General features: G+C 58.5%; 23 protein-coding genes. 13 read left to right on the top strand and 10 right to left on the bottom strand.

Annotated features, from left to right (window positions below):
• Positions 1-53: 53 nt before the first annotated feature.
• The gene (gene ybaK / locus JHL21_RS07510) at positions 54-527 is read right to left on the bottom strand and encodes a Cys-tRNA(Pro) deacylase (protein ID WP_200212796.1); all 474 of its coding nucleotides are present in this window, start codon (positions 525-527) and stop codon (positions 54-56) included.
• Between the two features lie 36 nt (positions 528-563).
• The gene (locus tag JHL21_RS07505) at positions 564-755 is read right to left on the bottom strand and encodes a hypothetical protein (RefSeq protein WP_200212794.1); all 192 of its coding nucleotides are present in this window, start codon (positions 753-755) and stop codon (positions 564-566) included.
• Positions 756-862: 107 nt separating this feature from the next.
• On the opposite strand from JHL21_RS07505, the gene JHL21_RS07500 reads away from it, so the two are divergent.
• Entirely contained in the window at positions 863-1,753 is an 891-nt protein-coding gene (locus JHL21_RS07500) for a LysR substrate-binding domain-containing protein (RefSeq protein WP_200212793.1), read from the top strand.
• A 152-nt stretch (positions 1,754-1,905) separates the two neighbouring features.
• Positions 1,906-2,367 (top strand): DUF5680 domain-containing protein, encoded by a 462-nt coding sequence (locus JHL21_RS07495; protein ID WP_200212792.1) that lies wholly within the window; start codon positions 1,906-1,908, stop codon positions 2,365-2,367.
• Positions 2,368-2,413: 46 nt separating this feature from the next.
• Here the strand turns inward: JHL21_RS07495 and rhaI are convergent, their stop codons facing one another.
• Both rhaI and JHL21_RS07485 read right to left on the bottom strand, forming a co-directional pair.
• A complete protein-coding gene (gene rhaI / locus JHL21_RS07490; protein WP_200212791.1) occupies positions 2,414-3,703 on the bottom strand; it encodes an L-rhamnose catabolism isomerase in 1,290 nt (429 codons plus the stop codon).
• A gap of 113 nt (positions 3,704-3,816) precedes the next feature.
• Positions 3,817-5,913, bottom strand: coding sequence for a bifunctional rhamnulose-1-phosphate aldolase/short-chain dehydrogenase (locus tag JHL21_RS07485; RefSeq protein ID WP_200212789.1), 2,097 nt, complete (start codon positions 5,911-5,913; stop codon positions 3,817-3,819).
• Positions 5,914-6,175: 262 nt separating this feature from the next.
• On the opposite strand from JHL21_RS07485, the gene JHL21_RS07480 reads away from it, so the two are divergent.
• The 7 genes from JHL21_RS07480 (at position 6,176) to rhaM (ending at position 12,591) form a co-directional block, all read left to right on the top strand.
• Positions 6,176-6,982 carry a DeoR/GlpR family DNA-binding transcription regulator gene (locus tag JHL21_RS07480; RefSeq protein ID WP_169194628.1) on the top strand — a complete coding sequence of 269 codons (807 nt, stop codon included), beginning with the start codon at positions 6,176-6,178 and terminating at the stop codon, positions 6,980-6,982.
• Between the two features lie 40 nt (positions 6,983-7,022).
• Positions 7,023-8,015, top strand: a complete 993-nt coding sequence (gene rhaS / locus JHL21_RS07475; protein WP_169194629.1) for a rhamnose ABC transporter substrate-binding protein — start codon at positions 7,023-7,025, stop codon at positions 8,013-8,015.
• Positions 8,016-8,233: 218 nt separating this feature from the next.
• A complete protein-coding gene (locus tag JHL21_RS07470; protein ID WP_200212788.1) occupies positions 8,234-9,739 on the top strand; it encodes a sugar ABC transporter ATP-binding protein in 1,506 nt (501 codons plus the stop codon).
• Positions 9,736-10,704, top strand: a complete 969-nt coding sequence (locus JHL21_RS07465) for an ABC transporter permease (RefSeq protein WP_200212787.1) — start codon at positions 9,736-9,738, stop codon at positions 10,702-10,704. The genes JHL21_RS07470 and JHL21_RS07465 overlap by 4 nt, the downstream gene beginning before the upstream one ends.
• A gap of 121 nt (positions 10,705-10,825) precedes the next feature.
• Positions 10,826-11,182: an endonuclease domain-containing protein gene (locus JHL21_RS07460; RefSeq protein WP_200212786.1), complete on the top strand. Its 357-nt coding sequence runs from the start codon at positions 10,826-10,828 to the stop codon at positions 11,180-11,182.
• Positions 11,183-11,266: 84 nt separating this feature from the next.
• Entirely contained in the window at positions 11,267-12,262 is a 996-nt protein-coding gene (locus JHL21_RS07455; protein ID WP_200212785.1) for an ABC transporter permease, read from the top strand.
• On the top strand, positions 12,262-12,591 hold the full coding sequence (gene rhaM, locus JHL21_RS07450) for an L-rhamnose mutarotase (RefSeq protein WP_367948173.1): 330 nt from the start codon (positions 12,262-12,264) through the stop codon (positions 12,589-12,591). The genes JHL21_RS07455 and rhaM overlap by 1 nt, the downstream gene beginning before the upstream one ends.
• A gap of 41 nt (positions 12,592-12,632) precedes the next feature.
• On the opposite strand, the gene JHL21_RS07445 is transcribed toward rhaM, so the two are convergent.
• Positions 12,633-13,892 carry a DUF3422 domain-containing protein gene (locus JHL21_RS07445; RefSeq protein ID WP_200212784.1) on the bottom strand — a complete coding sequence of 420 codons (1,260 nt, stop codon included), beginning with the start codon at positions 13,890-13,892 and terminating at the stop codon, positions 12,633-12,635.
• 266 nt (positions 13,893-14,158) lie between these two features.
• On the opposite strand from JHL21_RS07445, the gene JHL21_RS07440 reads away from it, so the two are divergent.
• Together JHL21_RS07440 and JHL21_RS07435 are read left to right on the top strand one after the other, a co-directional pair.
• Positions 14,159-14,500 carry an SH3 domain-containing protein gene (locus JHL21_RS07440; protein ID WP_169194634.1) on the top strand — a complete coding sequence of 114 codons (342 nt, stop codon included), beginning with the start codon at positions 14,159-14,161 and terminating at the stop codon, positions 14,498-14,500.
• A gap of 89 nt (positions 14,501-14,589) precedes the next feature.
• The gene (locus JHL21_RS07435; RefSeq protein WP_200212783.1) at positions 14,590-15,594 is read left to right on the top strand and encodes an asparaginase; all 1,005 of its coding nucleotides are present in this window, start codon (positions 14,590-14,592) and stop codon (positions 15,592-15,594) included.
• Here JHL21_RS07435 and JHL21_RS07430 read toward each other — a convergent pair.
• Positions 15,591-15,953 carry a hypothetical protein gene (locus tag JHL21_RS07430; protein ID WP_200212782.1) on the bottom strand — a complete coding sequence of 121 codons (363 nt, stop codon included), beginning with the start codon at positions 15,951-15,953 and terminating at the stop codon, positions 15,591-15,593. The genes JHL21_RS07435 and JHL21_RS07430 overlap by 4 nt on opposite strands.
• A 168-nt stretch (positions 15,954-16,121) precedes the next feature.
• Here JHL21_RS07430 and JHL21_RS07425 point away from each other — a divergent pair, with 168 nt between their 5' ends.
• Positions 16,122-17,618, top strand: a complete 1,497-nt coding sequence (locus JHL21_RS07425; protein ID WP_200212781.1) for a helicase HerA-like domain-containing protein — start codon at positions 16,122-16,124, stop codon at positions 17,616-17,618.
• A gap of 8 nt (positions 17,619-17,626) precedes the next feature.
• Positions 17,627-18,160: a hypothetical protein gene (locus tag JHL21_RS07420; RefSeq protein WP_200212780.1), complete on the top strand. Its 534-nt coding sequence runs from the start codon at positions 17,627-17,629 to the stop codon at positions 18,158-18,160.
• A gap of 77 nt (positions 18,161-18,237) precedes the next feature.
• Here JHL21_RS07420 and JHL21_RS07415 read toward each other — a convergent pair whose 3' ends face one another.
• The 4 genes from JHL21_RS07415 to JHL21_RS07400 all read right to left on the bottom strand — a co-directional run bounded on the left by JHL21_RS07415 (position 18,238) and on the right by JHL21_RS07400 (position 22,236).
• Positions 18,238-19,248: a hypothetical protein gene (locus JHL21_RS07415; RefSeq protein WP_200212779.1), complete on the bottom strand. Its 1,011-nt coding sequence runs from the start codon at positions 19,246-19,248 to the stop codon at positions 18,238-18,240.
• Positions 19,249-19,378: 130 nt separating this feature from the next.
• On the bottom strand, positions 19,379-20,770 hold the full coding sequence (locus JHL21_RS07410; RefSeq protein WP_200212778.1) for an autotransporter outer membrane beta-barrel domain-containing protein: 1,392 nt from the start codon (positions 20,768-20,770) through the stop codon (positions 19,379-19,381).
• A 162-nt stretch (positions 20,771-20,932) separates the two neighbouring features.
• Positions 20,933-21,472, bottom strand: a complete 540-nt coding sequence (locus JHL21_RS07405; protein ID WP_200212776.1) for a two-component system response regulator — start codon at positions 21,470-21,472, stop codon at positions 20,933-20,935.
• Between the two features lie 155 nt (positions 21,473-21,627).
• Positions 21,628-22,236 (bottom strand): superoxide dismutase, encoded by a 609-nt coding sequence (locus JHL21_RS07400; RefSeq protein WP_200212775.1) that lies wholly within the window; start codon positions 22,234-22,236, stop codon positions 21,628-21,630.
• Between the last annotated feature and the right edge of the window lie 22 nt (positions 22,237-22,258).

Genomic DNA, 22,258 nt, shown 5'->3' with positions numbered 1-22,258 from the left:
ACTATCCGATGAAGGCGTCCTGCAGGGCGCCTTTTGTCGTTTCTGGGGGTGGTCTAGCGTGTCAGATCGGCGGTGACACAGTTGAGCGCTGAAACGAGATCATCGGGCTTGATGCGGATCTGCAATCCGCGCTGACCGCCATTGAGATAGATCTCGTCGTAGAGCGTTGCCATTTCATCAAGCGCCGTCGGCACGAGCTTGCGCTGGCCCAAAGGGCTGATGCCGCCGACCTTGTAACCGGTGAGGCGCTCGGCATCGACGGGCTTCATCATATGCGCCGACTTGCCACCCAAAGCCGCAGCCAGCTTTTTCATATTCACTTCTTCATCCGAGGGGACGATGGCGCAAATTGGCTTGCCATCGAGCTCGGCCATGAGCGTTTTGAACACTTCGGCCGGTGACACGCCCATGGCCTCGGCCGCCTGCAAGCCGACGCGTTCCGCATTTGGGTCGTAGTCGTAGGTTGCGAGTTCAAAGGCAATACCGGCTTTGGTGAGCGCGGCAGTGGCGGGCGTGGTCTTTGACATGGCCGTCGGCTGAGATGAGAAAGCGAAACAGTGGCCTCACTTTATGCGATCGGGGGGAATTGGCGAGAGGTTTTCGGCACGCTCATCCCGGATGGCGTCGAGCCCGATATCGCGGCGCAAATGCGGTGATAGAGGTTCCGAGGACATGCAGAGCGGGCCGGCGCCGCGCTTGGCCGAAGTATTGATGAACAGCAGTGCGGGAAGTTCGAGAAGTGCAAATGGAAGCATCAGAACACATCCTTGCCTTATGTCTTTGACTTGGCCATGCTCTGCTTTAGCGCGAGTATACGGCGATTTTCCAATTGAATGCCGGTGGGGAAATATAAGGTAAGCTTATGTCTGATATTCCGCCTCTGACCTCCGTACGGGCTTTCGAGGCTGTCGCGAGACAGCTTAGTTTTACGCGCGCCGCTGCAGAACTGGGCATGTCACAGGCGGCGGTGAGCTATCAGATCAAGCTCTTGGAAGAGCGGATTGGCGCAGCACTATTTGTGCGAAAAGCGCGGCACGTGGAGCTGAGTGAAGTGGGGCAGCGCCTCGCGCCGGATGTGATGCAGGCCTTCGATATCCTGCGCAATCGTTTTGCGCAGACGCATCAGCATGTCAGCGGGACATTGGCCATATTGTCTCTGCCGACTTTTGCCACGCGCTGGTTCGCCGCCAATATCGGGCTGTTTCAGGTGGCTCACCCTGACATTGCTGTGCGGTTCAACAGTCGGGTGGAGAATGTCGATTTTCAAAAGGACATGTTCGACGTCGGCATAATTGCGTCTTGGGGCGAGCTGCCGGAGGGCGTCATTGGGCACGAGCTACTGAGGGCAGAGTTCACGCCGATTATGAGCGGTGACTTTATCGAAAGGCATCGCATTCGGGAGCCGAGAGACCTGCTCCGCGTGCCAGCGATTTCGCCAAGTGACCAATGGATTGGTCATTGGTTTGAGCTGATGGGCGTTGATGGATATCCGGCCAAGGAGCGCGGCGTGGTGACGCTCGACTCGCAGGTGCTGGAGGCGGCAGCGGCCGGGGCAGGGAGAGGCTTTGCCATGATTACACCTGCTCTTTTCCGTGATGAATTGGCGAGTGGGCGACTGGTACAACTGTTCCCCGAACTGGGCTGGGACGGGTGCACCTATCAGCTGGTCTATCCGCAGTCGCGACGAAATTGGACCAAGGTGAAGGTGTTTCGCGAGTGGATATTGGAGGCGACTTCGGGGTTTAGAGTTTAGGATACTACTGGTAGGCGAGGGCGTTGCTGTGCAGCACGCAGCTCGTCAGCCACGGGCAGATCCGCGGAGGTAGGGCCCGCTCGACCTTAGGTGGAATGCTGACGTAGTCTGTCTCTGGCGCGCATAATCTATGCGTGAGGGAGGGCAGGGGTATGGACAGCGAAGAGCTTAATCGCGTGATCGTTCGGGCCAAGGCCGCAAGCTATGTCGGTGGTGGGGCCAAGGTGACACCATCGCGTCAGGGCGCAAATGAGATCGCCTGGGAGGAGGGCGATTGGCGCTATCTTGATAGCTATTTCGGCGGAACAGATTTTCTAGGGCAAGAAGTGCTCTGGCACCGCAATGAGCCGATTTGGGCCATGAACTACTACGGCTATATAAAGCGGCCGGATTTGATCGATGCAGGGCAGGCAGGCGCCATCATCCAAGACTCCCTATCGGCGCTCTACCGCAAAGGGCGGTTTCTCGGTGGCTTTGTCTGGCTCAGTGGCGGCTGCACCTATCAAGATCGCAACGACGGTGGGCCGGAGCAGTTTCGCGGACGCGAGGCTATTCTAGTCGGTGGGGTGGAAGCCTATGCGCTGGAGTATTTTGGCGGGCTGGTGAAGGCCTAGGAGTGCCCCCTCCCCTTGGGCAGGGGGAGGGGAAGACCAAGTCCGGTCAGACGATGCCGCTGGAACCGGCGGCGATTTCTGGGCGGATTTCGGCGACACGCTGGCGATACCCGGAAGCACGGTAGGTGGCCAAAAGATCAATCGCGCCGCCTTGTTCGTAGCGCGCCATGGCGAGGATCGGTTCGACATCGGTGCGATAGGCCAGGCGCAGGGCTTGGGTCGCGCCGAGGGCATCATTGCCGTGCTGGGCTTCGGTGAGAGCCTTGCGATCCACCAATAGTGCCTGCGCATAGGCGCGCTGCACATCCGCCGCCGAGAGCATGAGGCTTTCGATCGGGTCAGTGACATTGTGCGACTGGTCGAGCATGTGGGCCGGGCGGAAATCGGAATATTTCTCTTCGGCGTCGACTAGCTCGTTGAAGACGAGGAACAGGCGGTATGGGTCGATGGAGCCCGCATCGAGATCGTCGTCGCCATATTTGCTGTCGTTGAAGTGGAAGCCGCCGAGCTTGCCGAACTGGGCAAGGCGCGAAACGATCATTTCAATGTTGACGTTGGGCGCATGGTGGCCGAGGTCGACGAGGCAATAGGCCTTGTCGCCAAGCTCTTTGGCGATGAGATAGTTGGTGCCCCAATCCTGCACGACGGTCGAATAGAAGGCAGGTTCGTACATTTTGTGTTCGGTATAGACGCGCCAATCCTCGGGGAGGGCGGCGTAAATCGCCTTCATTGAATTGAGGTAATGCTCGAACTGATTGGCGAAATTGACTTGGCCAGGGAAGTTGGAGCCGTCGCCAATCCAGACGGTGAGGGCCTTTGAGCCAATGGTTTTGCCGATCTCAATGCATTCGAGATTGTGCTCAATGGCCTGATTGCGGGTGGCGGAATTGGCGGCAGAGAGAGAGCCGAACTTATAGCTCTGCAACTGCCCGGCGGCATCGGCAAAGGTGTTGGAGTTCATGGCGTCAAAGCCGAGGCCAAAGCGGGAAGCGGCTTGCTTGAGACGGTTTGGATCGGCCTTGTCCCATGGAATGTGGAGCGAGACGGTGCGGGTCGCTTGGGTGAGCTGGGCGATAACAGAGCAATCTTCGATCTTATCAAAAATATCGCGTGGTTCGCCCTTGCCGGGGAAGCGGGCAAAGCGTGTGCCGCCGGTGCCGACGCCCCATGAGGGGACGGCGACAGAAAAAGCGGCGACTTTGGATTTAATCGCGTCGATGGAAATGCCGCGACGGTCGAGGCGTTCGCCAAGGCTGTCGTAGTCATTGCGCAGATCAGTAGAACGCTTGGCGTTTTCGGCTTCGACGGTCGAAGCGGCGATGAGTTGTTCGGTCATGTGTTTCCTCCCTTGCGGCCTCTCTCCAGCCGCTGGGGTCTACCCCCACCCAACCTCCCCCTGTGAGGGGGAGGGGTTGTATCGAGTTCTGTTGCTGACTCGTGGAGCCAAGCTTAACGCGGGAACGACTGGGCGTTGCCAGCGTCGACGTTGAGAATATTGCCAGTGGATTTGGCTGAAGCGTCTGAGGCGAAGAAATAGATCGCTTCGGCAATGTCTTCGGGGAAGACAGAGCGTTTCAGCATTGAGCGCTGGCGGTACATTTCCTCAAGACCGTCCTTGTCGGTCTTATAGGTCGAGGCGCGCTGTTCGAGCCATTCGCCAGCCCAAATCTTTGAGCCGCGCAGCACGGCGTCTGGATTGACGACGTTGACACGGATCTGCGCTTCAGCGCCTTCGAGCGCGAGGCAGCGGGCAAGGTGGATTTCGGCGGCCTTGGCGGTGCAATAGGCGGCCGCGTTTGGCGAAGCGGCGAGACCATTTTTGGAGGCGACGAAGATAACATTGCCGCCGATCTTCTGCTGACGGAACAGCCGGAACGCTTCGCGCGAGACGAGGAAATAGCCCGTGGACAGGATGTCCATGTTCTTATTCCAGAGCTCGAGGGACGTGTCTTCAATCGGGGCCGAAGAGGCAAGGCCTGCGTTCGAGACGAGAATGTCGAGCCCGCCAAATTCGACCACGGCATGGGCAAAGCCGGCAGTGACCTGTTCTTCGCGTGTGACGTTGATATTGACCGGGCGGACCACATCGGCGCCGAAGACGGACGAGAGTTCGGCAATGGCGCTATCGAGCGCGGTCTGGTCTATGTCAGCGAGGACGACGCATGCGCCTTCACGCAGGAGGCGAATGGCGGTCGCCTTGCCAATACCACCCGCGCCACCTGTGACGAGAGCGATCTTGCCAGCCAGCGACTTTGGCTTTGGCATACGAGCGAGCTTGGCTTCTTCAAGCAGCCAATATTCGATGTCGAAGGCTTCCTGTTCCGGCAGACCCTGATAGGTCGAGACGGTGGACGCGCCGCGCATCACATTGATGGCGTTGACGTAAAACTCGCCGGAGATGCGGGCCGTGGCCTTGTCCTTGGCGAAGGTGAACATGCCAACGCCCGGCATGAGATAGACGACCGCGTTCGGGTCACGGATGGCGGGCGAATTGTCGTGCTTGCAGCGCTCGTAGTATGCCGCGTAATCGGCGCGGTAGGCGGCGATCTGATCGGCAAGGCCGGTAATGACCGCATCAACGTCTGGATTGGCCGGGTCGAAATCGATGACCAGCGGACGGATTTTCGTGCGCAGGAAGTGGTCGGGGCAGGAGGTGCCCAGCGCCGCGAGCGGCTGCAAATTCTTGGAATTGACGAATTCCAGCACGGCGTCGCTATCGTCAAAATGGCCGAGCTTAAAACTGTCCTCGGAGATGAAACCGCGGATTTTCGGCATCAGCTTGGCGGCAATAGCGCGGCGTTCAGCGGCAGGGAGGGAGGTGGTGACAGCGCCACCAAAGATCACCTTGCCGGCTGCCTGGTTTTCAAACCATTCGATTGCCTGATTGATAATGGCAATGGTGGTTTCGTAGCAGCTTTTTGGATCGTCGCCCCAAGTGAAGAGGCCGTGGCTTTCAAGGATAACGCCCTTCGCGAAGGGGTTTTCATGGCAGAATTTTTCAAGCCACAAGCCAAGCTCGAAGCCCGGCTTTTTCCAAGGGAGCCAGCCGATAGTGTCGCCAAAGATCTGCTGAGCGAGCTCTTTGGAGTTGCTGGAGGCGGCAATGGCGATGATCGCATCGGGGTGCATGTGATCAACATAGGGGCGCGGCACATAGGCGTGGAGCGGAGTGTCGATGGAGGCAGCGCGCGGGTTGAGATTAAAGGTGGCGTGGGGAAGATAGCCGACCATCTCGTCTTCATGCTCAAGGCCGCGATAGAGCCCCTTCAGAGCGCGCAGCTTTTCCATATAGAGGGTCGAAAAACCATCGAGCTTAATGGAAGCATTGTCGCCACCGGAGCCCTTGACCCAAAGGACTTCAACGGTGTCGCCGGTGAGCGGATCTTTCTGCCAGATTTTGGAGGACGTATTGCCACCACCGAAATTGGTGACGCGCTTGTCGGAGCCCAAGAGATTGGAGCGGTAGACCAGACGTTCTGGCTCGCTTAGCGATGCGGCTTTGGCATCGTCCCATAGGTTTTCGAGGCGCTTCGGCGCAGTGGACATGGCAATTTCCTCCCCAGAAGCGGCCCTTTCCTATGAGCCGCAATTCTCTTCAACTCGCTTCCGTGGGCATAACCCGTAGATGGACGCATTGTTCGCCGCAGAGCGCGGTCAGTCAGGGGTGAAAATAGCTCACCAATCCTGCAAGGTGTCAATCAGCTTCAATCAGAATCTTTCATGAGTGAATGGAAATGATCGAAACCTTGCGAATGATGATTGACTCTGCTTGGAAGAGGTGGAAGCACTAAGGGCAGGGAGAAACAACTTGCACGAAACCGAACGCCATCGCGTTATTCTGGCTGCTGCGCAATCGCGCCCCGTCGTGACGGTGGCGGAGTTGTGTGACATTACCGGTTCGTCGGAAGCGACGATCCGCCGGGATATTGCGGCGCTGGACGAGCAAGGCAAGTTGCGCCGGGTGCGAGGGGGCGCGGAAGCGCTGACCCCGCCAGCACAGGGTGGGCTGATGGGCCGCCCATTCTCGGTCAATGAAACGATCAATATCGCGCAAAAGCGCGCTATTGCGCGAGCAGCGGCAGAGCTGTGCGCCGATGGCGAGCCGGTGATTATTAACGGCGGCACAACGACCTATCAGATGGTGCATTATCTGATGGAAAAGCGGCTGAGTGTGTTCACCAACAGCTTCGCCATTGCCGAGTTTCTCATCCACAATTCGCGCAACTCGGTCGTCATTCCGGGCGGCACGATCTATCGCGAGCAAAACGTCATCCTGTCGCCCTTTGGTGGCGTGGTGGCGAGCCATTTTTACGCCAAGCGCATGTTCATCGGCTGTCAGGGGATCGGGTCACATGGCCTGATGGAGGCTGACCCCATGGTGGTGCAGTCGGAACTGGCGCTGATCGGGCAGGCCGACGAAGTGATCGTTTTGGCCGATAGTTCGAAATTTTCGGGTCGCTCGAGCCTCATTCTTTGTGGGCTCGACCGAATTTCTACCGTCATTACCGACGGTGGGATCCGCGACGCAGATCGCTTGATGCTTGAGGAAGCAGGGGTGAAGCTGGTGATCGCGGATGCGATGGGACAGGCGGAACCGCAGGGGGACGCGGCCTAAGCCCAAACACAGACTAGGTTTTCGTTTCTGGGAGGAAATAATGAAGCTCTGGACTCTTCTTGCAGCAACAGCTGCAACCGCTGTGATGCTGGCCGCGCCAGCCATGGCACAGGATAAGACCCGCATCGCGTTGGTCGTGAAATCGCTCGGCAATGGCTTTTTCGATGCCGCCAATAAGGGCGCGCAGGAAGCTGCCGCTGAATTGGGCGATGTGGAAGTGATCTACACCGGCCCAACGGCTGCAACCGCTGAAGCACAGATCGAAGTGGTCAACTCGCTGATCGCTCAGCAGGTTGATGCGATTGCGATCTCGGCAAATGATCCGGACGCCCTCGTGCCAGCGCTCAAGCGCGCCATGGAACGCGGCATCAAGGTCATCTCGTGGGACTCTGGCGTTGCTGCAGAAGGCCGCCAGATTCACCTCAACCCATCCGACGTTGGTCTGATCGGGGAAACCATCATCAAGCTGGCGGCGGACTTCCTGCCTGAAGGCGGCGATGTTGCGATCCTTTCGGCGGCTTCGACCGCGACCAACCAGAACGCATGGATTGAAGCGGCTAAGGCAGCCATTCCAGCCAAGTTCTCCAACATCAACCTCGTGGCCACCGTTTACGGCGACGACGACAGCGTGAAGTCGACCGAAGAAGCGCGTGGTCTGATTGCAGCCCATCCGAACCTTAAGGCGATCATTGCACCAACTACCGTTGGTGTTGTGGCAGCGGCGCAGGTGGTGACCGACCAGAATTTGATCGGCAAGATCAACGTCACTGGGCTGGCTCTGCCAAGCGAGTTCAAGCAGTTTATCGACAATGGCGCGAGCCAGGCGGTGGCGCTGTGGAACCCAATTGATCTGGGCTATTCGGCAGTCATGCTGGCGGACGCCCTAGTTGATGGTGCTGAAGCTAAGCCGGGCGCGACCTTCTCCATCGGCAAGGTGGGTGAAGTCACGCTCGACGACACCAACTCCGCTGCAATGGCCGCGCCGTTCCAGTTCGATAAGAGTAATATCGAAGAGTTTTCAAAGATCTACTGACCCCTTCCTAGCCTCCCCCTGAAACAGGGGGAGGGACTGGACTGGTGTTGGGAACGCAATCTTTTCAAGACAACGAACGTGCTCCTCCCCCGCTTGCGGGGGAGGCAGGGTGGGGGCGTCAGGTTACTTGCAAGGCCCCGTCACCCCACCCTCAATCCCTCCCGTCAAGGGGAGGGAGTTCGAGCGAGTTCAGGATGTGAGCGCCAAGGACCAAGAATATGAAAACGCCCATTCTCACGCTTGAAAACATCTCGAAAAGCTTTCCCGGTGTGCGGGCGTTGCATGAGGTTTCGTTGGAGCTTTATGCCGGTGAGGTGACGGCGCTGATTGGCGAGAATGGCGCTGGGAAATCGACGCTGGTGAAAACCATGACTGGGATTTACCAGCCGGATGGCGGCACTATTTCAGTCAATGGCAAGGCGGTGACCTTGCCAACGGCAGTGTCGGCTTCGGCGGCGGGGATTACCGCGATCCATCAGGAAACCGTGCTGTTTGATGAACTGACAGTGGCGGAAAACATCTATCTCGGTCATGCGCCCAAGACGCGCTTTGGGCTGATCGATTGGGCGACGATGAAGCGCGAGGCGCAGCTGACGCTGGACTCAATGGCGGCAGGGATTGATGCGACGACGCCTCTGAAAGAGCTCGGCATTGCCAAGAAGCATCTGGTGGCGGTGGCGCGGGCGCTGAACGTTGAAGCGCAAGTGGTCATTATGGACGAGCCGACCGCGGCGCTGAGCCAGAAGGAAATCGAGGACCTCTATGTGCTGATCGAGCTTCTCAAAGCCGATGGCAAAGCGATCCTCTTCATCTCGCATAAGTTCGACGAAATTTACCGCATTGCGGACCGCTACACCGTGTTCCGCGATGGAGAAATGGTGGGCAAGGGGTTTATCAAAGACACCCCGCAAACGGACATCGTGAAGATGATGGTGGGCCGTTCGGTGGACCACATTTTTCCGGTGCGGACCGCGCAGATTGGGGAAACGGTGCTGTCTGTATCGGGGCTCTGTCACCCGACAGAATTTCATGACGTCAGCTTTGAGGTGAAAAAGGGCGAGATCCTGGGCTTCTACGGGCTGGTCGGGGCAGGGCGCTCTGAGGTGATGCAGGCGGTGTTCGGTCTGACCAAAACCAGCGCCGGGAGCATCAGCCTAGAGGGCAAAACACTCATGCCAAAATCCCCGGCCGACGCGGTGGAGGCCGGGATTGTTTACGTGCCTGAGGAGCGCGGCAAGCAGGGCGTTATCACCGGCGAGCCGATCTTTAAGAATGTCTCGCTGCCGAGTTTGGACAAGACCAGCCGCAGCGGCTTTTTGCGCATGGCGGCAGAGTTCGCGCTGTCGCGCACATATACTGAGCGGCTTGATCTGCGCGCCTCATCGTTGAGCCAGAATGTATCGACCCTATCGGGTGGCAATCAGCAAAAAGTGGTGATCGCCAAATGGCTGGCGACGCTGCCGAAGGTGATCATTTTGGACGAGCCGACCAAGGGCATCGATATTGGTTCGAAGGCGGCGGTGCATGAATTCATGGGCGAGCTGGTGGCGCAGGGATTGAGCGTCATCATGGTCTCGTCCGAGCTGCCCGAAGTGTTGGGCATGAGTGACCGGATCGTCGTCATGCGCGAGGGGCTGGTGGTCGACACGCTGGTCAATGATGGGTTGCAGCCGGAGACGCTGGTGCGCCTGGCCGCCGGTATTGCTGAGGAGCAGGCGGCATGAAGAGCCTTTTCAAACACCGCGAAATTTGGCTGGGGCTGGCAATTGTCGCCGTGATCTTGGCTGTGACGCTGCGCTTTCCGCGCTTTGCTGAGCCGGGCAATTTGCTCACTGTCTTCAACGATACGTCCATTTTGATGATGTTGGCGCTGGGGCAAATGGCGGTCATTCTGACCCGCTGTATCGATTTGTCCATGGCCTCCAATCTGGCGCTGACGGGTATGATTGTGGCTATGGCTAATGCGGCTTTCCCTTTTATTCCGGTGCCACTGCTTATTCTGGGCTGCGTGGTTGTTGGCGCGGCGCTGGGAGCGTTCAATGGGTTGCTCGTCTGGAAGCTGAACATTCCGGCCATTGTTGTGACGCTGGGAACGCTGACGATTTTCCGCGGGATGGTCTTCGTCATTTCGGGCGGTGCTTGGGTGAACGCAGCGCAGATGAGCCCAGACTTTATCCAGCTGCAGCGCAGCGTGTTTCTGGGCCTGCCGGTGTTGAGTTGGTTTGCGATTATGGTGGCGGCGCTGGTCTATGTGTTGATGACAAGGACCCCGCTGGGCCGGGCATTCTACGCCATTGGCGTTAATCCGACGGCGGCGGTTTACACCGGCATCGATGTCGGCAAGACGAAGTTTTATGCCTTTGTGCTGGCCGGGGCGATTTCGGGGCTGGCGGGCTATCTCTGGATTTCCCGCTATGTGATCGCTTCGGTGGAAGTGGCGAGTGGCTATGAACTCAATATCATCGCAGCTTGTGTGATCGGCGGGGTGTCGATTGCTGGGGGCATTGGCACGGTTGGCGGGGCGCTGTTGGGGGCACTGTTCCTCGGCGTCGTCAACAACGCGCTGCCGGTAATCGGGGTGTCGCCTTTCTGGCAGATGGCGATTTCCGGTGCGGCGATCTTGCTGGCGGTGGTGCTCAATGCGCGTGGCGAGAGGAGCAAGGGCCGGGTGATTTTGCGGGGGGCGTAGTTACCCCCACCCAGGCCCTCCCCTCAAGGGGGAGGGAGTTGGACCGAGTGCGTGTCGGGTAGAGGCTAAAATGTTCATCGTCTCCCTCCCCCTTGAGGGGAGGGATTAAGGGTGGGGGAACATGAGCATCAAGCGGGCGCGGGAATTGCGCAAGAACATGCCGGAGCCTGAGGCTAAGCTTTGGGATGCGTTGCGAGAGATCAAACCTCTCGGCTTTCATTTCCGTCGTCAGGTGCCGATTGGGCCTTACTACGCAGATTTCGCCTGTCACCAAGCCAAGCTGGTGATCGAAGTGGATGGGGATAGCCATGCGGGGCGCGAGGCGAGCGATGCGCGGCGAGATGGGTTTCTGGAGAGCGTCGGGTTCGAGGTGCTGCGCGTGGGCAATGTTGATGTGATGCAGAATTTGGATGGCGTGATGCGGGAAGTGGTGGATTTGCTTGAGCAGCGTGACGGGATTGGGCGCAAGGACACGTAGGTCTCTACCCCCACCCCGGCCCTCCCCTCAAGGGGGAGGGAGGCGGGCTGGTGGGTGTGGAGAGAGCCGTGCCGGGAGGAAGAGATGACAGACATAGTGACAAAAAAACTCCCGGACCGATTGGGGAGTACTTGGAAGGCGGGGGTGTTGAGTTGGGAGAGCTTGCTGGTTCTCGTGGCGATTGGGATTTTTATCGCGAATAGCTTTGCCTCTCCCTATTTCCTCAACGCCTGGAGCCTCTCGGACCTCACATTCAATTTCACCGAAAAGGCGCTGATTGCGCTGGCGATGGCGCTGCTGATTATCGCTGGCGAGATTGATCTCTCGGTCGCCTCCATCATTGCCTTGTGTTCGACGCTGATGGGACTGGCGCTGCAATATGGGGCGGATACGCCCGTGTTGGTGGCTGTGGGTGTTGCCGTTGGGCTGGCCTGCGGCGCCTTTAATGGCGTGTTGGTCACTCGACTGAAACTGCCCTCCATCGTTGTCACCATCGGCACAATGAGCCTGTTTCGTGGGATCGCGTTCATCGTTCTCGGGGACCAGAGCTATAAGGGGTATCCGGCCAGTTTTTCGTGGTTCGGGCAGGGCTATGTGTGGTGGGTGATCTCGTTCGAGCTGGTGTTGTTCGCCGTTTGCGCGGTGATTTTCTACGTGCTGCTGCACAAAACCAATTTTGGCCGACGTGTCTTTGCCATTGGCAATAATGCGACGGCGGCGCAGTTTTCCGGCGTGCGCGTCGATCGGGTGCGGTTCATCCTCTTTTGCCTCACAGGTCTGATGAGCGGCATAGCGGCAGTGTTGTTGACCGCGCGTCTGGGCTCAACGCGGCCCTCCATCGCGCAGGGCTGGGAGCTGGAAGCGATCACCATGGTGGTGCTGGGGGGCGTGTCGATCCTCGGTGGGGCCGGATCTATCCTTGGCGTGGTGATTGCTGCACTGATTATCGGGCTGGTGACATTTGGGCTCGGGCTGCTCAATGTGCCGGGCATTGTCATGAGCATTTTTACTGGTGGGCTGCTGATCGTCGTGATCGCCCTGCCAATTCTCTATCGGATGATGAAGGAGCGACGGGCGTGATTGCGGACGCAGGATTTGAAAAACACGCTTTCAAAATGAAGCTCAATCCGGGCATGGAAACCGAATATAAAAAGCGTCACGACGAGATTTTCCCCGAGCTGGTGGAGCTGCTGCATGAGGCGGGGGTGAAGGATTATTCCATCCATCTCGACGAGGAGACCAATACGCTGTTCGGCGTTTTATGGCGTCGCGTGGATCACACCATGGACGATCTGCCGAATACGGCCGTGATGCAGCGCTGGTGGGCGCATATGGCCGACATCATGGCCACCAATGATAAGAATGAGCCGCTCTCGGTGGATTTAAAGCCAATGTTCTGGCTGCGGTAAAAACAAGGCCCCGGAGATGATCCGGGGCCTTTGCATTTGGGTCAGTGGCCTTCGTGCTTCTTGCGGACGGAGCGAACGGAGAGCCAGACGAACAGCACAACGAGCGGCGCGAGGATTGAGAGCGCCATCGTCTTGTCGATGTTCCAATGATAGAGCGGACCGCCCAAGAGATAGCCGACAATGCCAAGCGCATAATAGCTGATGGCGATGGTCGAGAGACCTTCAACGGTGCGCTGGAGAAGGAACTGGCTGCGCGCGGTGCGGGCGATATTGTCGAGCAGCGAGGCATTTTGCACCTGCATGTCAACGCCAATGCGCACGTTCAGCAGGCCAATGGCACGTTCGATTTTTCGCGATAGGACACGCAAGCGCTGCTCGATAGCGGCGCAAGTGGCTAGGCCCGGCTCAACGCGGTTGGCAATATAGCGCGACAGGGTCGAACCCTTGTCGGTGCCGCTTTCGCGCAGACCTTTGAGGCGCGAATTGAGGACTTCGCCATAGGCGCGACCAGCGGCAAAGCGATAGCCAAGGCGTTCCGCCATTTGGCCCGAGCGCACCGACAATTCATGCAGGCCGTGGAGCACGCCCTTGGCGCTGGCTGGATCGACCACTTCAGACAGCGAATTGATGACGGTCGAGAGTTCGCTCTCCATGCCGCGCAGATCAGGCGATGCGGCGCGCGCGAGTGGCAGGCCGAGCAGCGCTATGGCGCGATAAGTTTCGACTTCGAGCAAGCGACGGGTGAGAATGGAGCGGCGCAAGGGCGTCAGCGCTCCCGCCGCAAACTCGATGCGGGTGAATTTTTCGGCATCGGGAATAAAGTCGGTCACGACCTGCGCTTTACCGTCTTCAACGTTCGACAGGCAGAGGCTGGCAAGCGAGAAGCCCGGGATCAGGCGATCCGGAATGGTGTGATCGGCAATAACGTCGATACGAACCGCGCCAAGCAACTGGCCTTCGCCAATAGCCTCAAGGCCAATGTCGTTCGGGAAATTATCCGCGCCGGTCAGGCTATCGCGCCATGTGATGGTGACGAACTCTGTATGAAACTCCCAGGTGACGGAGCGGGTGGGCGTTTCAAAGCTGTATTGACGGCTTCCTGCCAGTTCGAGTTCGACGCCCGACGCGAGGCGGAAATCGGCAAATCGCTGGAACGCGCGCTGCATAGCGCCCGGCTCGCCCGGCATGACCAGAACCAAGCGGCGCAAGCGGCATTCGGATGGCAGGATTTCGACCGGACGGGCGTGAACCTCGTCCATAATGGCGTGACGATCCGGGTGGTCGAGCGGAATAAAAGTCATAACTACAAACTCGTCTCGGCGAATTGCCAAGGCGCAAGAAGGCGCGAATTATGCCTTTGGCACAATGAGGCGAATGCGCACAAGAGGTATGCAAGTTGGGGGCGGCGTACCCACCCTCAATCCCTTCCCACGAGGGGAGGGAGGCGGAGGCGCGAGATGCCCCGGCCCAAAAACATGAACGCAATCTGAATGGGGGGATCAGGCTGAGTTCAATTGGGAGCAGCTAGTGTCATCTCAACGCTAGAGATCACCGAGAGGAGACGGCGATGAACAAGGCACAGGAAAAGGTTTTGATGGCATCGCTCTGCGGCCTCGTATTGGTCGCAGCAGGGGCCTTCGCGGTCCAGCCAGCAATGGCTGCCGGGTATCATGTTCAATCGACCGCTCAGGTGAGTGGTGTGGCCAGCTGGGATAATCTCAATATCCGCAAGTGGCCGGCGTCCTACTCGCAAAAGATTAGCGCAGTTCCAAACGGTACGGATGTTTGGGTCGAGCGTTGCATCGACAATTCTGCCAAGAATTCCGCCGATTGGTGCCTTGTGGAGGTTTACCATATGCGCGGCTGGGTGAACGCCTCTTACCTCACCCCCACGGATCAGTGGTTCTGATCACAAGCTTTCTGCCTCCAACCCATGCATGTTGACTTTTCCGGTTCGGCGCTGTTCCTCCAAGACAGCACGAACCGGAGTTTTTTGTTATGGACGCAAACCCCATTCTCGCCGAAGTCCTACGCGGCAACTGGGTTGAGAACCGTCATCGCGGCGCGTTCATCATTGTGGATGCAACAGGCAATGTTATCGCCTCTGGTGGCGATGTTGAGCGTCCAATTTTCCCGCGTTCGGCCGTAAAATCCATGCAGGCGCTGGCGATTTTCGATCAGCACGCCATTGAAAAATTCCATCACCGTACGGAAGAACTGGCGCTGGCCTGCGCTTCCCATCACGGTGAGGACGACCACACCTCCAATGTGAGCGCCTTCCTCGGGCGCATGGGCCTGAGCGTTGCTGACCTTGAATGTGGCGCGCACATGCCGACCAATGACGCGGCGCGTGACGCGCTACGTAAGGCGGGCGAAAACCCCAGTGCGCTACACAATAATTGCTCGGGCAAGCATTCGGGCATGCTCAGCGTGGCGCTGGCCATGGGCGTTGATCCGCACGGCTATGTCGAACGCGAACACGCTGTACAGAAGGCCGTGCGCAAAGCGGTTGAAACAGTGATCGGCGAGAGCCTCACCGAAGATCGCTGCGGCACGGATGGCTGCTCGATCCCGACCTGGGCGGCGCCGCTGCGGGCTTGGGCGACAGGCTTTGCTAAGATGGCGACGGGCGAGGGCCTGCCGAGCCATTACGCTGAAGGTGCGCAAGCGCTCTTCAATGCAGCGACCAAGCATCCGCACCTCGTGGCGGGCACAGGGCATCTCGATACGCTGATCATGAACGCCTATGCGGGTGAGCTGATGCAAAAAGGTGGCGCGGAAGGCGTGCAGTGTGGCGCGATCCGCTCCAAGGGCTGGGGCTATGCGCTGAAGTGTGACGATGGGAATATGGCGGCAAGCCACGCGATGATTTCGGGACTGCTGCTGAAGTATGCTGATCCGAACAACGCCCAACGCGCGGTTCTGGAGCAGTTCGCGCGCCAGCCGATTAAGAATGTACGTGGTACGGTCGTGGGCGAGATGAGGGCGGTCGACGCATTCTAAGGCGTGGGCGCTGTTTCTGCTGTTATCGCAATATAGACAACGTCCAATGGCAGTGGGGTGCCCGTTGCATCGGCGCCGAGCCATATGGAGCCAATGATATCTTCGACCTCAAGATATTGGCCACTATATTGATTGATTGCGCCAGCATCCTCGATGATCACTGTGCGGGCGCGCGTGGTGAAACCGTCGCCTTCGATCACGTAAACGCCTGGAGGGCAGGGCGCGCGCACGCACATGACAGGCCGGTAGTCGACCAGCATTGGGCCGGAGTAGTCGGGTGCGCGTTGGTCTGCCGAAGCATTTCCAAGGGCTGGCGAAACCAGCAGGGCGGCGATGAGTGGTGTCATGATTTGGTGCATTCGCCCCTCCATATAAAAGCTCTATCGCTAGGTCGCTGAACTGGAGCTGAATGCGCCGGCCGTCATGCGGCCTCATGGCCATACAAAGCCTGAGACCTGACGGTTCGTGCTTGTGAGCGCGCTGCGAGCGCGGCTATATGGATGTATTGAAGATTAGGAGGTTGGCTCATGCTCGTTGACGGCAAAATCTTTCTTGGTGTGAGCGATAGGCCCGAATATCTCAATCTCAAATATGGCAATCGCCACGGGCTGGTGACCGGCGCGACCGGCACGGGCAAGACCGTGACCTTGCAGGTGCTTGCCGAAGGGTTTTCTGCCGCGGGCGTGCCTGTTTTTGCGGCCGACATTAAGGGCGACCTCTCGGGCATTGCCAAGCTTGGCGTGGCGCAGGGCTGGCAGACAGCTCGGGCGACCGACATCGGCTTTGACGACTATGTCGACGACGTATACCCCACCATGTTCTGGGACCTCTACGGCAAGCAGGGCCACCCGGTCCGCGCGACGATTTCGGAAATTGGACCCGTGCTGCTGGCGCGGATGCTTGACCTCAACGACACCCAGGAAGGCGTGTTGAACGTCGCTTTCCGCGTGGCTGACGAAGAAGGTCTGCTGCTGCTCGACCTCAAGGATTTGCGGTCTCTGTTGGTCGAAATTCAGGGCCGTGCCAAGGAAATTTCGGCGCGCTACGGCAATGTGGCGACGGCTTCGATCGGCGCTATTCAGCGTTCGCTGCTGGTGTTGGAGCAGCAAGGCGCGGACGATTTCTTCGGCGAGCGAGCGCTTGAAATCGCCGACCTGATGCGTCGTGACACCGATGGTAAGGGCTTTATTTCAGTGTTGGCTTCGGACCAGCTGATGAAAGCCCCAAAGCTTTACGCGACCTTCCTTCTGTGGCTGCTCTCGGAACTCTTTGAAGAACTGCCGGAAGTGGGTGACATGGATAAACCAAAGCTGGTGTTCTTCTTTGACGAAGCCCACTTGCTGTTCGACGGAGCCAACAAGGCGCTGATCGACAAAGTGGAGCAGGTGGTCAAGCTCATCCGTTCGAAGGGTGTGGGCGTGTATTTTGTAACGCAGAACCCGGCCGATATCCCGGAAAGCGTGCTGGCGCAGTTGGGCAATCGCATCCAACACGCGCTGCGCGCTTATACCCCGCGTGAGCAGAAGGCTGTGCGCGTGGCCGCCGAAAGCTTCCGCCCTAACCCGGCGTTTTCGACCGAAGCGGTCATCACCGAAATGGGGATTGGTGAGGCTCTGGTTTCGGTGCTGGAAGACAAGGGCATTCCATCGATTGTTGGGCGCACGTTGATCCGTCCGCCGAGCGCGCAGGTGGGTCCGCTAAGCCCGGCAGAGCGCGACGCAACCATCGCCAATTCGCCCGTGGGCGGGATCTATGATTCCGTCATCGACCGCGAGAGCGCTTATGAAATCCTCAACAAGCGCGCGAGAGAGATTGAACTGCAGGAAGAGCGTGCGGCCTATGAGGCAGAGCGCGAAAAGGAACTGGCCCGTCAGGCCAAGGAAGAACGCGCTGCTGCGCCGCGCCGGTCGACCCGGCAAAGCCCCACCGAAGCTGCTGCGACGAGCTTTGCGCGCACCGTCGCCAATACGCTTGGCCGCGAGATTGTGCGCGGCATTTTCGGTTCTTTGAAGCGCCGTCGATGAGCTCAAATATGACGCCTACTCTTGCCGTTTTTGCTTCCGATCGTGGTCCGGGCGATCCGCAGCGCGCCTCCATCATGAGTGAATTTGGTCTCGTCTTTGCGCGGAAGGGCGCCAAGCTGATTTGTCTGGCCGAAGACGGCATTGTGCCCGTTCCGCTGATCACCGCCGCGCGCGCTGCGGGGGGCGTGGTGGAAGTGTTGGCTGATGCTAGCGTCACACTGCCACCAGCCTTGGCTGATGTGCCGATTAGCGTCATTCCCGATCAGCGTGCGCGCCATGCCGCTTTGGCGGAGCGGACGCAAGCGCTGGTCGCGCTGCCGGGCTCGCTCAGCTCTGGCCTTGCGCTGTTTGGGGCCTGGTCGAGCCAGCACAATCGCCCGGTAATCATGCTCAATCACCATCGGGCCTTTGAGGTGATCCGCGGCTTTGCCAATGACGTTCTGTCTCATTCGGTCAATAATTTCGACCGCAATATTCAGTTCGCGGAAACGGTCGAAGACTTGTGGGGGAAGACCGTCTGGGCGGTGGAACAGCGCCGGTAGAACCCTTTCGCTCGTCGTTAAAAAGCCCCGCATAGGAAAGCTATGCGGGGCTTTTGGTTTGTTAGCGCGCAAGTGGCTTAGAAGCTGGCGCTGGCCTTGAGCGAGAGGCTCAGGGAGCGGTCTGAAGTGCCGATGCCCGAATAGCTGGCGCTAGCACCGAGACCCAAGCCGTTGGAGAATTCAAACTTGGTCGCAGCTTCAATGGCGCCCGACAGCTGAGCCTTGTCGCCCAGGGTCGACTTGAGGTCGGCATTCAAGCTTGCCGAGCTGGTGATGCCATCAGCCGTGTGGGCGAGGGTCACGCCGGGACCGGCGAAGACGACAGTCTTGGAATAGGTTTCGCCCGCGACGTAGCCACCGTCGGTGTAGCCATTGGTCCATTCAGCGGCGTGGGTCAGGCCCGCGCGCGGCGTAAAGCGAATGCTGTCCTCGCCAAAAACGCCGTTGAGCGTGGCATTGAAGTAAGCACGTGTTGCATCGGTGGTCGCCTCGAGACCGCCAAATGGCACTTGGCTGGTATACTTGGCAGCGCCAACAGCCGCAGTAACATCGAGCGAGAGCTGCTCAGTCAGGCGGGCGGTTATATATGGGCCGACCATCACGCCATAGCCGTCGACGGTTCCATACTCGGTCTTGAACTCGTTCAGCTTGTCGAGCGACACGAATGCACCCACGAGAAGGGATGAATTCACGCGGTAATCGACACCGGCAGCGCCCAGAACGGCACGACCGGAGCCCTTATTGCTTTCGAGATAGCTGAACGATCCATCGACCCAAGCAGCGAACGGGTTGTAGCTCGGTGTCGCGGCCTGCACGGCAGCAGCAGTTGCGGCAGCGCTTGGGGAGGTGGATGCGATGTAGCTGAGCATCTCACCCTGGGTCAGGCCGGTGTCGGTGGAGCCGCCGACGAGGCGCGCGAGGCGCTGCTGCGACGAGATCAGGCTTGCACCCAGAATGTCCGCATGGCCCGCTGCAAAGGTCTCTACCGAAGAGCCGAAATCTTCGTGGCTATAGGCTGCTGCATAGGCAGAGGTTGTGACAGTTGCAGTGAGTGAGAAAGCGAGAAAGGCGAGGCGGGTAAAGGACATAGGGCGCTCAGAATAACACTGCGAGATGCAGCTTGGACGTGCTGTCAGCGCTAACAGAGCCGTGTTTGCCGAGCAATCTCATGGTTAAGAAACAGCAAAGATATCCCCGCCGAAGCGGGGATATTGGAGCTTAGAAACCGGCGCTGGCTTTGAGCAAGAGGCTCAGCGTTTTGGCGCTGGTACCAATGCCTGCCCAATTGGCGCGGGCGGACAGATCAACGCCATTGGCAAAGCCGAGTTGAACAGCAGCTTCCAGAGCCGCGGTGAGCTGTGCCCCATCCCCGAGAGTGGTGTTGGCATCGGCGCGTAAGGTTAGGGAGCGAGTGATGTCGCTATCATGAGCGGTGAAAGTGACGCCGGGGCCGGCAAAGACGCTGCCTGAAGTGCTTGAGGTAGCATCGGTCCAAGCGCCGTTATGGTCGGTGTAGCCAGCAGCCCATTCACCGGCATAGTTGAGGCCTAGGCGTGGCGTGAAGCGAATGGCTTCCTCGCCGAACTGGCCTTCCAAAGTGGCGTTGAGATAGGCGCGGGTGGAATTGAAATTGTCCTCGCCGGAAGAATTGCGCTTCTTGTTGGCGGCCGTGCCCGCGCCTGCGGTGAGATCAAGATAAAGCTGGTCGGTCAAACGGGCGGTGAGATAAGGACCTGCCATCCAACCGGTGCCAGAGAAGGTGTCGGCGGCGGTTTCAAAATTGTCCAAGCGGTCGATGCTGACAAAACCACCGACGAGAACATCAGGGGTGAGGAGGTAGTCCGCGCCAATGGTGGCTGAGGTCGCACGACCGTTTTGCCCACCAGCTTCAAGCAGCGAGAACGTGCCCTCCAGCCAGACGTCATATGGGCTTGTGCGCAGCGCGCCGGATTGATCGACATCGGCAATGGCAGAGAGCGAGGCAGAGATCGGCAGACTGCCGGTGGCGGCGAAGGAAGAGACGTAATTGAGCACGTCGCCGCCATTCATGCCCGAACCACTACGCTGACCATTGAGACGCGAAATACGCTGACCAGTCGGACGGATGGAATTGCCGAGCAGGTTGGTGCGATCGGTGAGAAAGCTTTGCTTGGCCTGTTGACGCGCGCCAACACCCGCCTGTTCGACCGCACAAGTGCTGTCGAGTGTACTGAGCGTGAACGTGTTGAGCGTTTCCATGGTGGCTAGCGAGGTGGGCAAGGTATGGCCCATGGAATAGCGGGTTTTTTCGGTTGTTCGATCCTGCAAGTACAGGGTGAGGGGCGCGGTCGAGAATGGGGCCTGCAGATAGAAGGCGACCCATTTGGTGGACTGATACTGGGCGGTGTCATCTATGGAGCGCAGGATCTTATTGCTGCTGTCGACCAAATAGATGCTGTAGTCGCTGTTAAGCGCCCCCAGCTCGGCTGAGACGGCTAGGCTGATTTGACCTGTGGCGCAGGAGCCTGAATTGAGCGTGACGGTTGCTGATGTCGGGATAACTGCATGCGCTGTGCCGATGATAGCGCTAGAGGCGAGCAGTGTGGCAAAGGCAAGGCGGGTAAAATGCATCTAATATCTCAGGACGTGACGGCAGCAATGCTGCCAGAAATAGTGTTCTAAGTGTTGTTAATCAACGAAAAAACGACAGTTGGTGCAGTTAGGAATGTGTGCAGCTGAGAAGGTGACTGGAAGATGTGGGATGTCACCAATCTTCGCGGTATTAGCCCAGCTTTATACTGTCGGCTGCGGGGCTTCGGGGCTCAAACGGGGCACGAAGGGCACAATATTGTCGTTGAAACGACGGGTCGGGTGCACGTCTGGCTCGGGTAGAATGCCGCGGCGGTCGGGGCCAAAATAGCCGAAGTCAACCGTGCCAACGACGTCGTGCTTGAGCAGGCGCTGCTGAACGCGTTGTAGCAGGTGCCGGGGCGACATGGGCTTAACCACGACCTCATCAATCCCTGCTGAGACCGACTGCTCGCGCGTGTCGGGGGTAATGCGGCGGGTGAGGGCGATGACCGGCAGATCGCGGTTGACAAAGCTTGGGTCGAGGCGAATGGCCTCCACCATTTCATAGGCCGGGCGACCATCACGGTCAAAATCCACCACCAGCAGATCAAGCGGGGCAATGCGCATATAGGCGAACAGCTCAATGTCGCTTTCGAATGTGCGGACGCGCAGGCGCGAGTCACCGGCCAACACCATCGCCAAAACAGCGGTAAGTGCGGGGGTGGCGGCCAATACAGCGACTGTCTTGCCTCGAGCGACCAAGAACGATTCCTTCTTGCGTTAATGCATTGTTAACACGCGAGGATGAGGCAAAGAAGCAGCGCGGGCATAAGTTAAAGGATTGGCTGTAGATAAAGAAAAACCCGCCGATCCGAAGATCGACGGGTTCGCGCAAAAACTCTTTTCAGAGTAATGGCTTAGGCAGTGGCTTCTTCGAACATCTTTTCTACGTGTTCCCAGTTCACCAGGTTGTCGAACCAAGCTTCGAGGTACTTTGGACGCGCGTTGCGGTAGTCGATGTAATAGGAGTGTTCCCAAACGTCGACGCCGAGCAGTGGCTTGCCGCCGTGTACGAGTGGCGATTCACCATTGGCAGTCTTGGTTACTTCCAGCTTGCCGTCCTTGAAGGACAGCCATGCCCAGCCCGAACCGAACTGGGTGGTGCCAGCAGCGAGGAAGTCTGCGCGGAACTTGTCGAAGCCACCGAGGTCGCTGTCGATTGCTGCCTGCAGCTTGCCTGGGAGCTTGTTGCCGCCGCCGTTTGGCTTCATCCAGTTCCAGAAGTGAACGTGGTTGTAGTGCTGGCCAGCGTTGTTGAACAGACCTGCGTTCTTGCCGAAGCTTTCACGAACGATGTCTTCTAGTGGCAGGATTTCCAGACCCGAACCTTCCAGCAGCTTTTCGCCGTTGGTGACATAAGCTTGGTGATGCTTGTCGTGGTGGAACTCAAGCGTCTCTGCCGACATGTACGGGCCCAAAGCGTCGTATGCGTAAGGCAGTGGCGGCAGGGTGAACTTGGTGGTCATAAAAGCCTCCGTTGAGTGTAAT

Origin of the sequence: Devosia sp. WQ 349K1 (assembly GCF_016595685.1) — a bacterium.
Lineage (GTDB): Bacteria > Pseudomonadota > Alphaproteobacteria > Rhizobiales > Devosiaceae > Devosia.
This window is presented reverse-complemented; position numbering and strand designations above follow the sequence as displayed.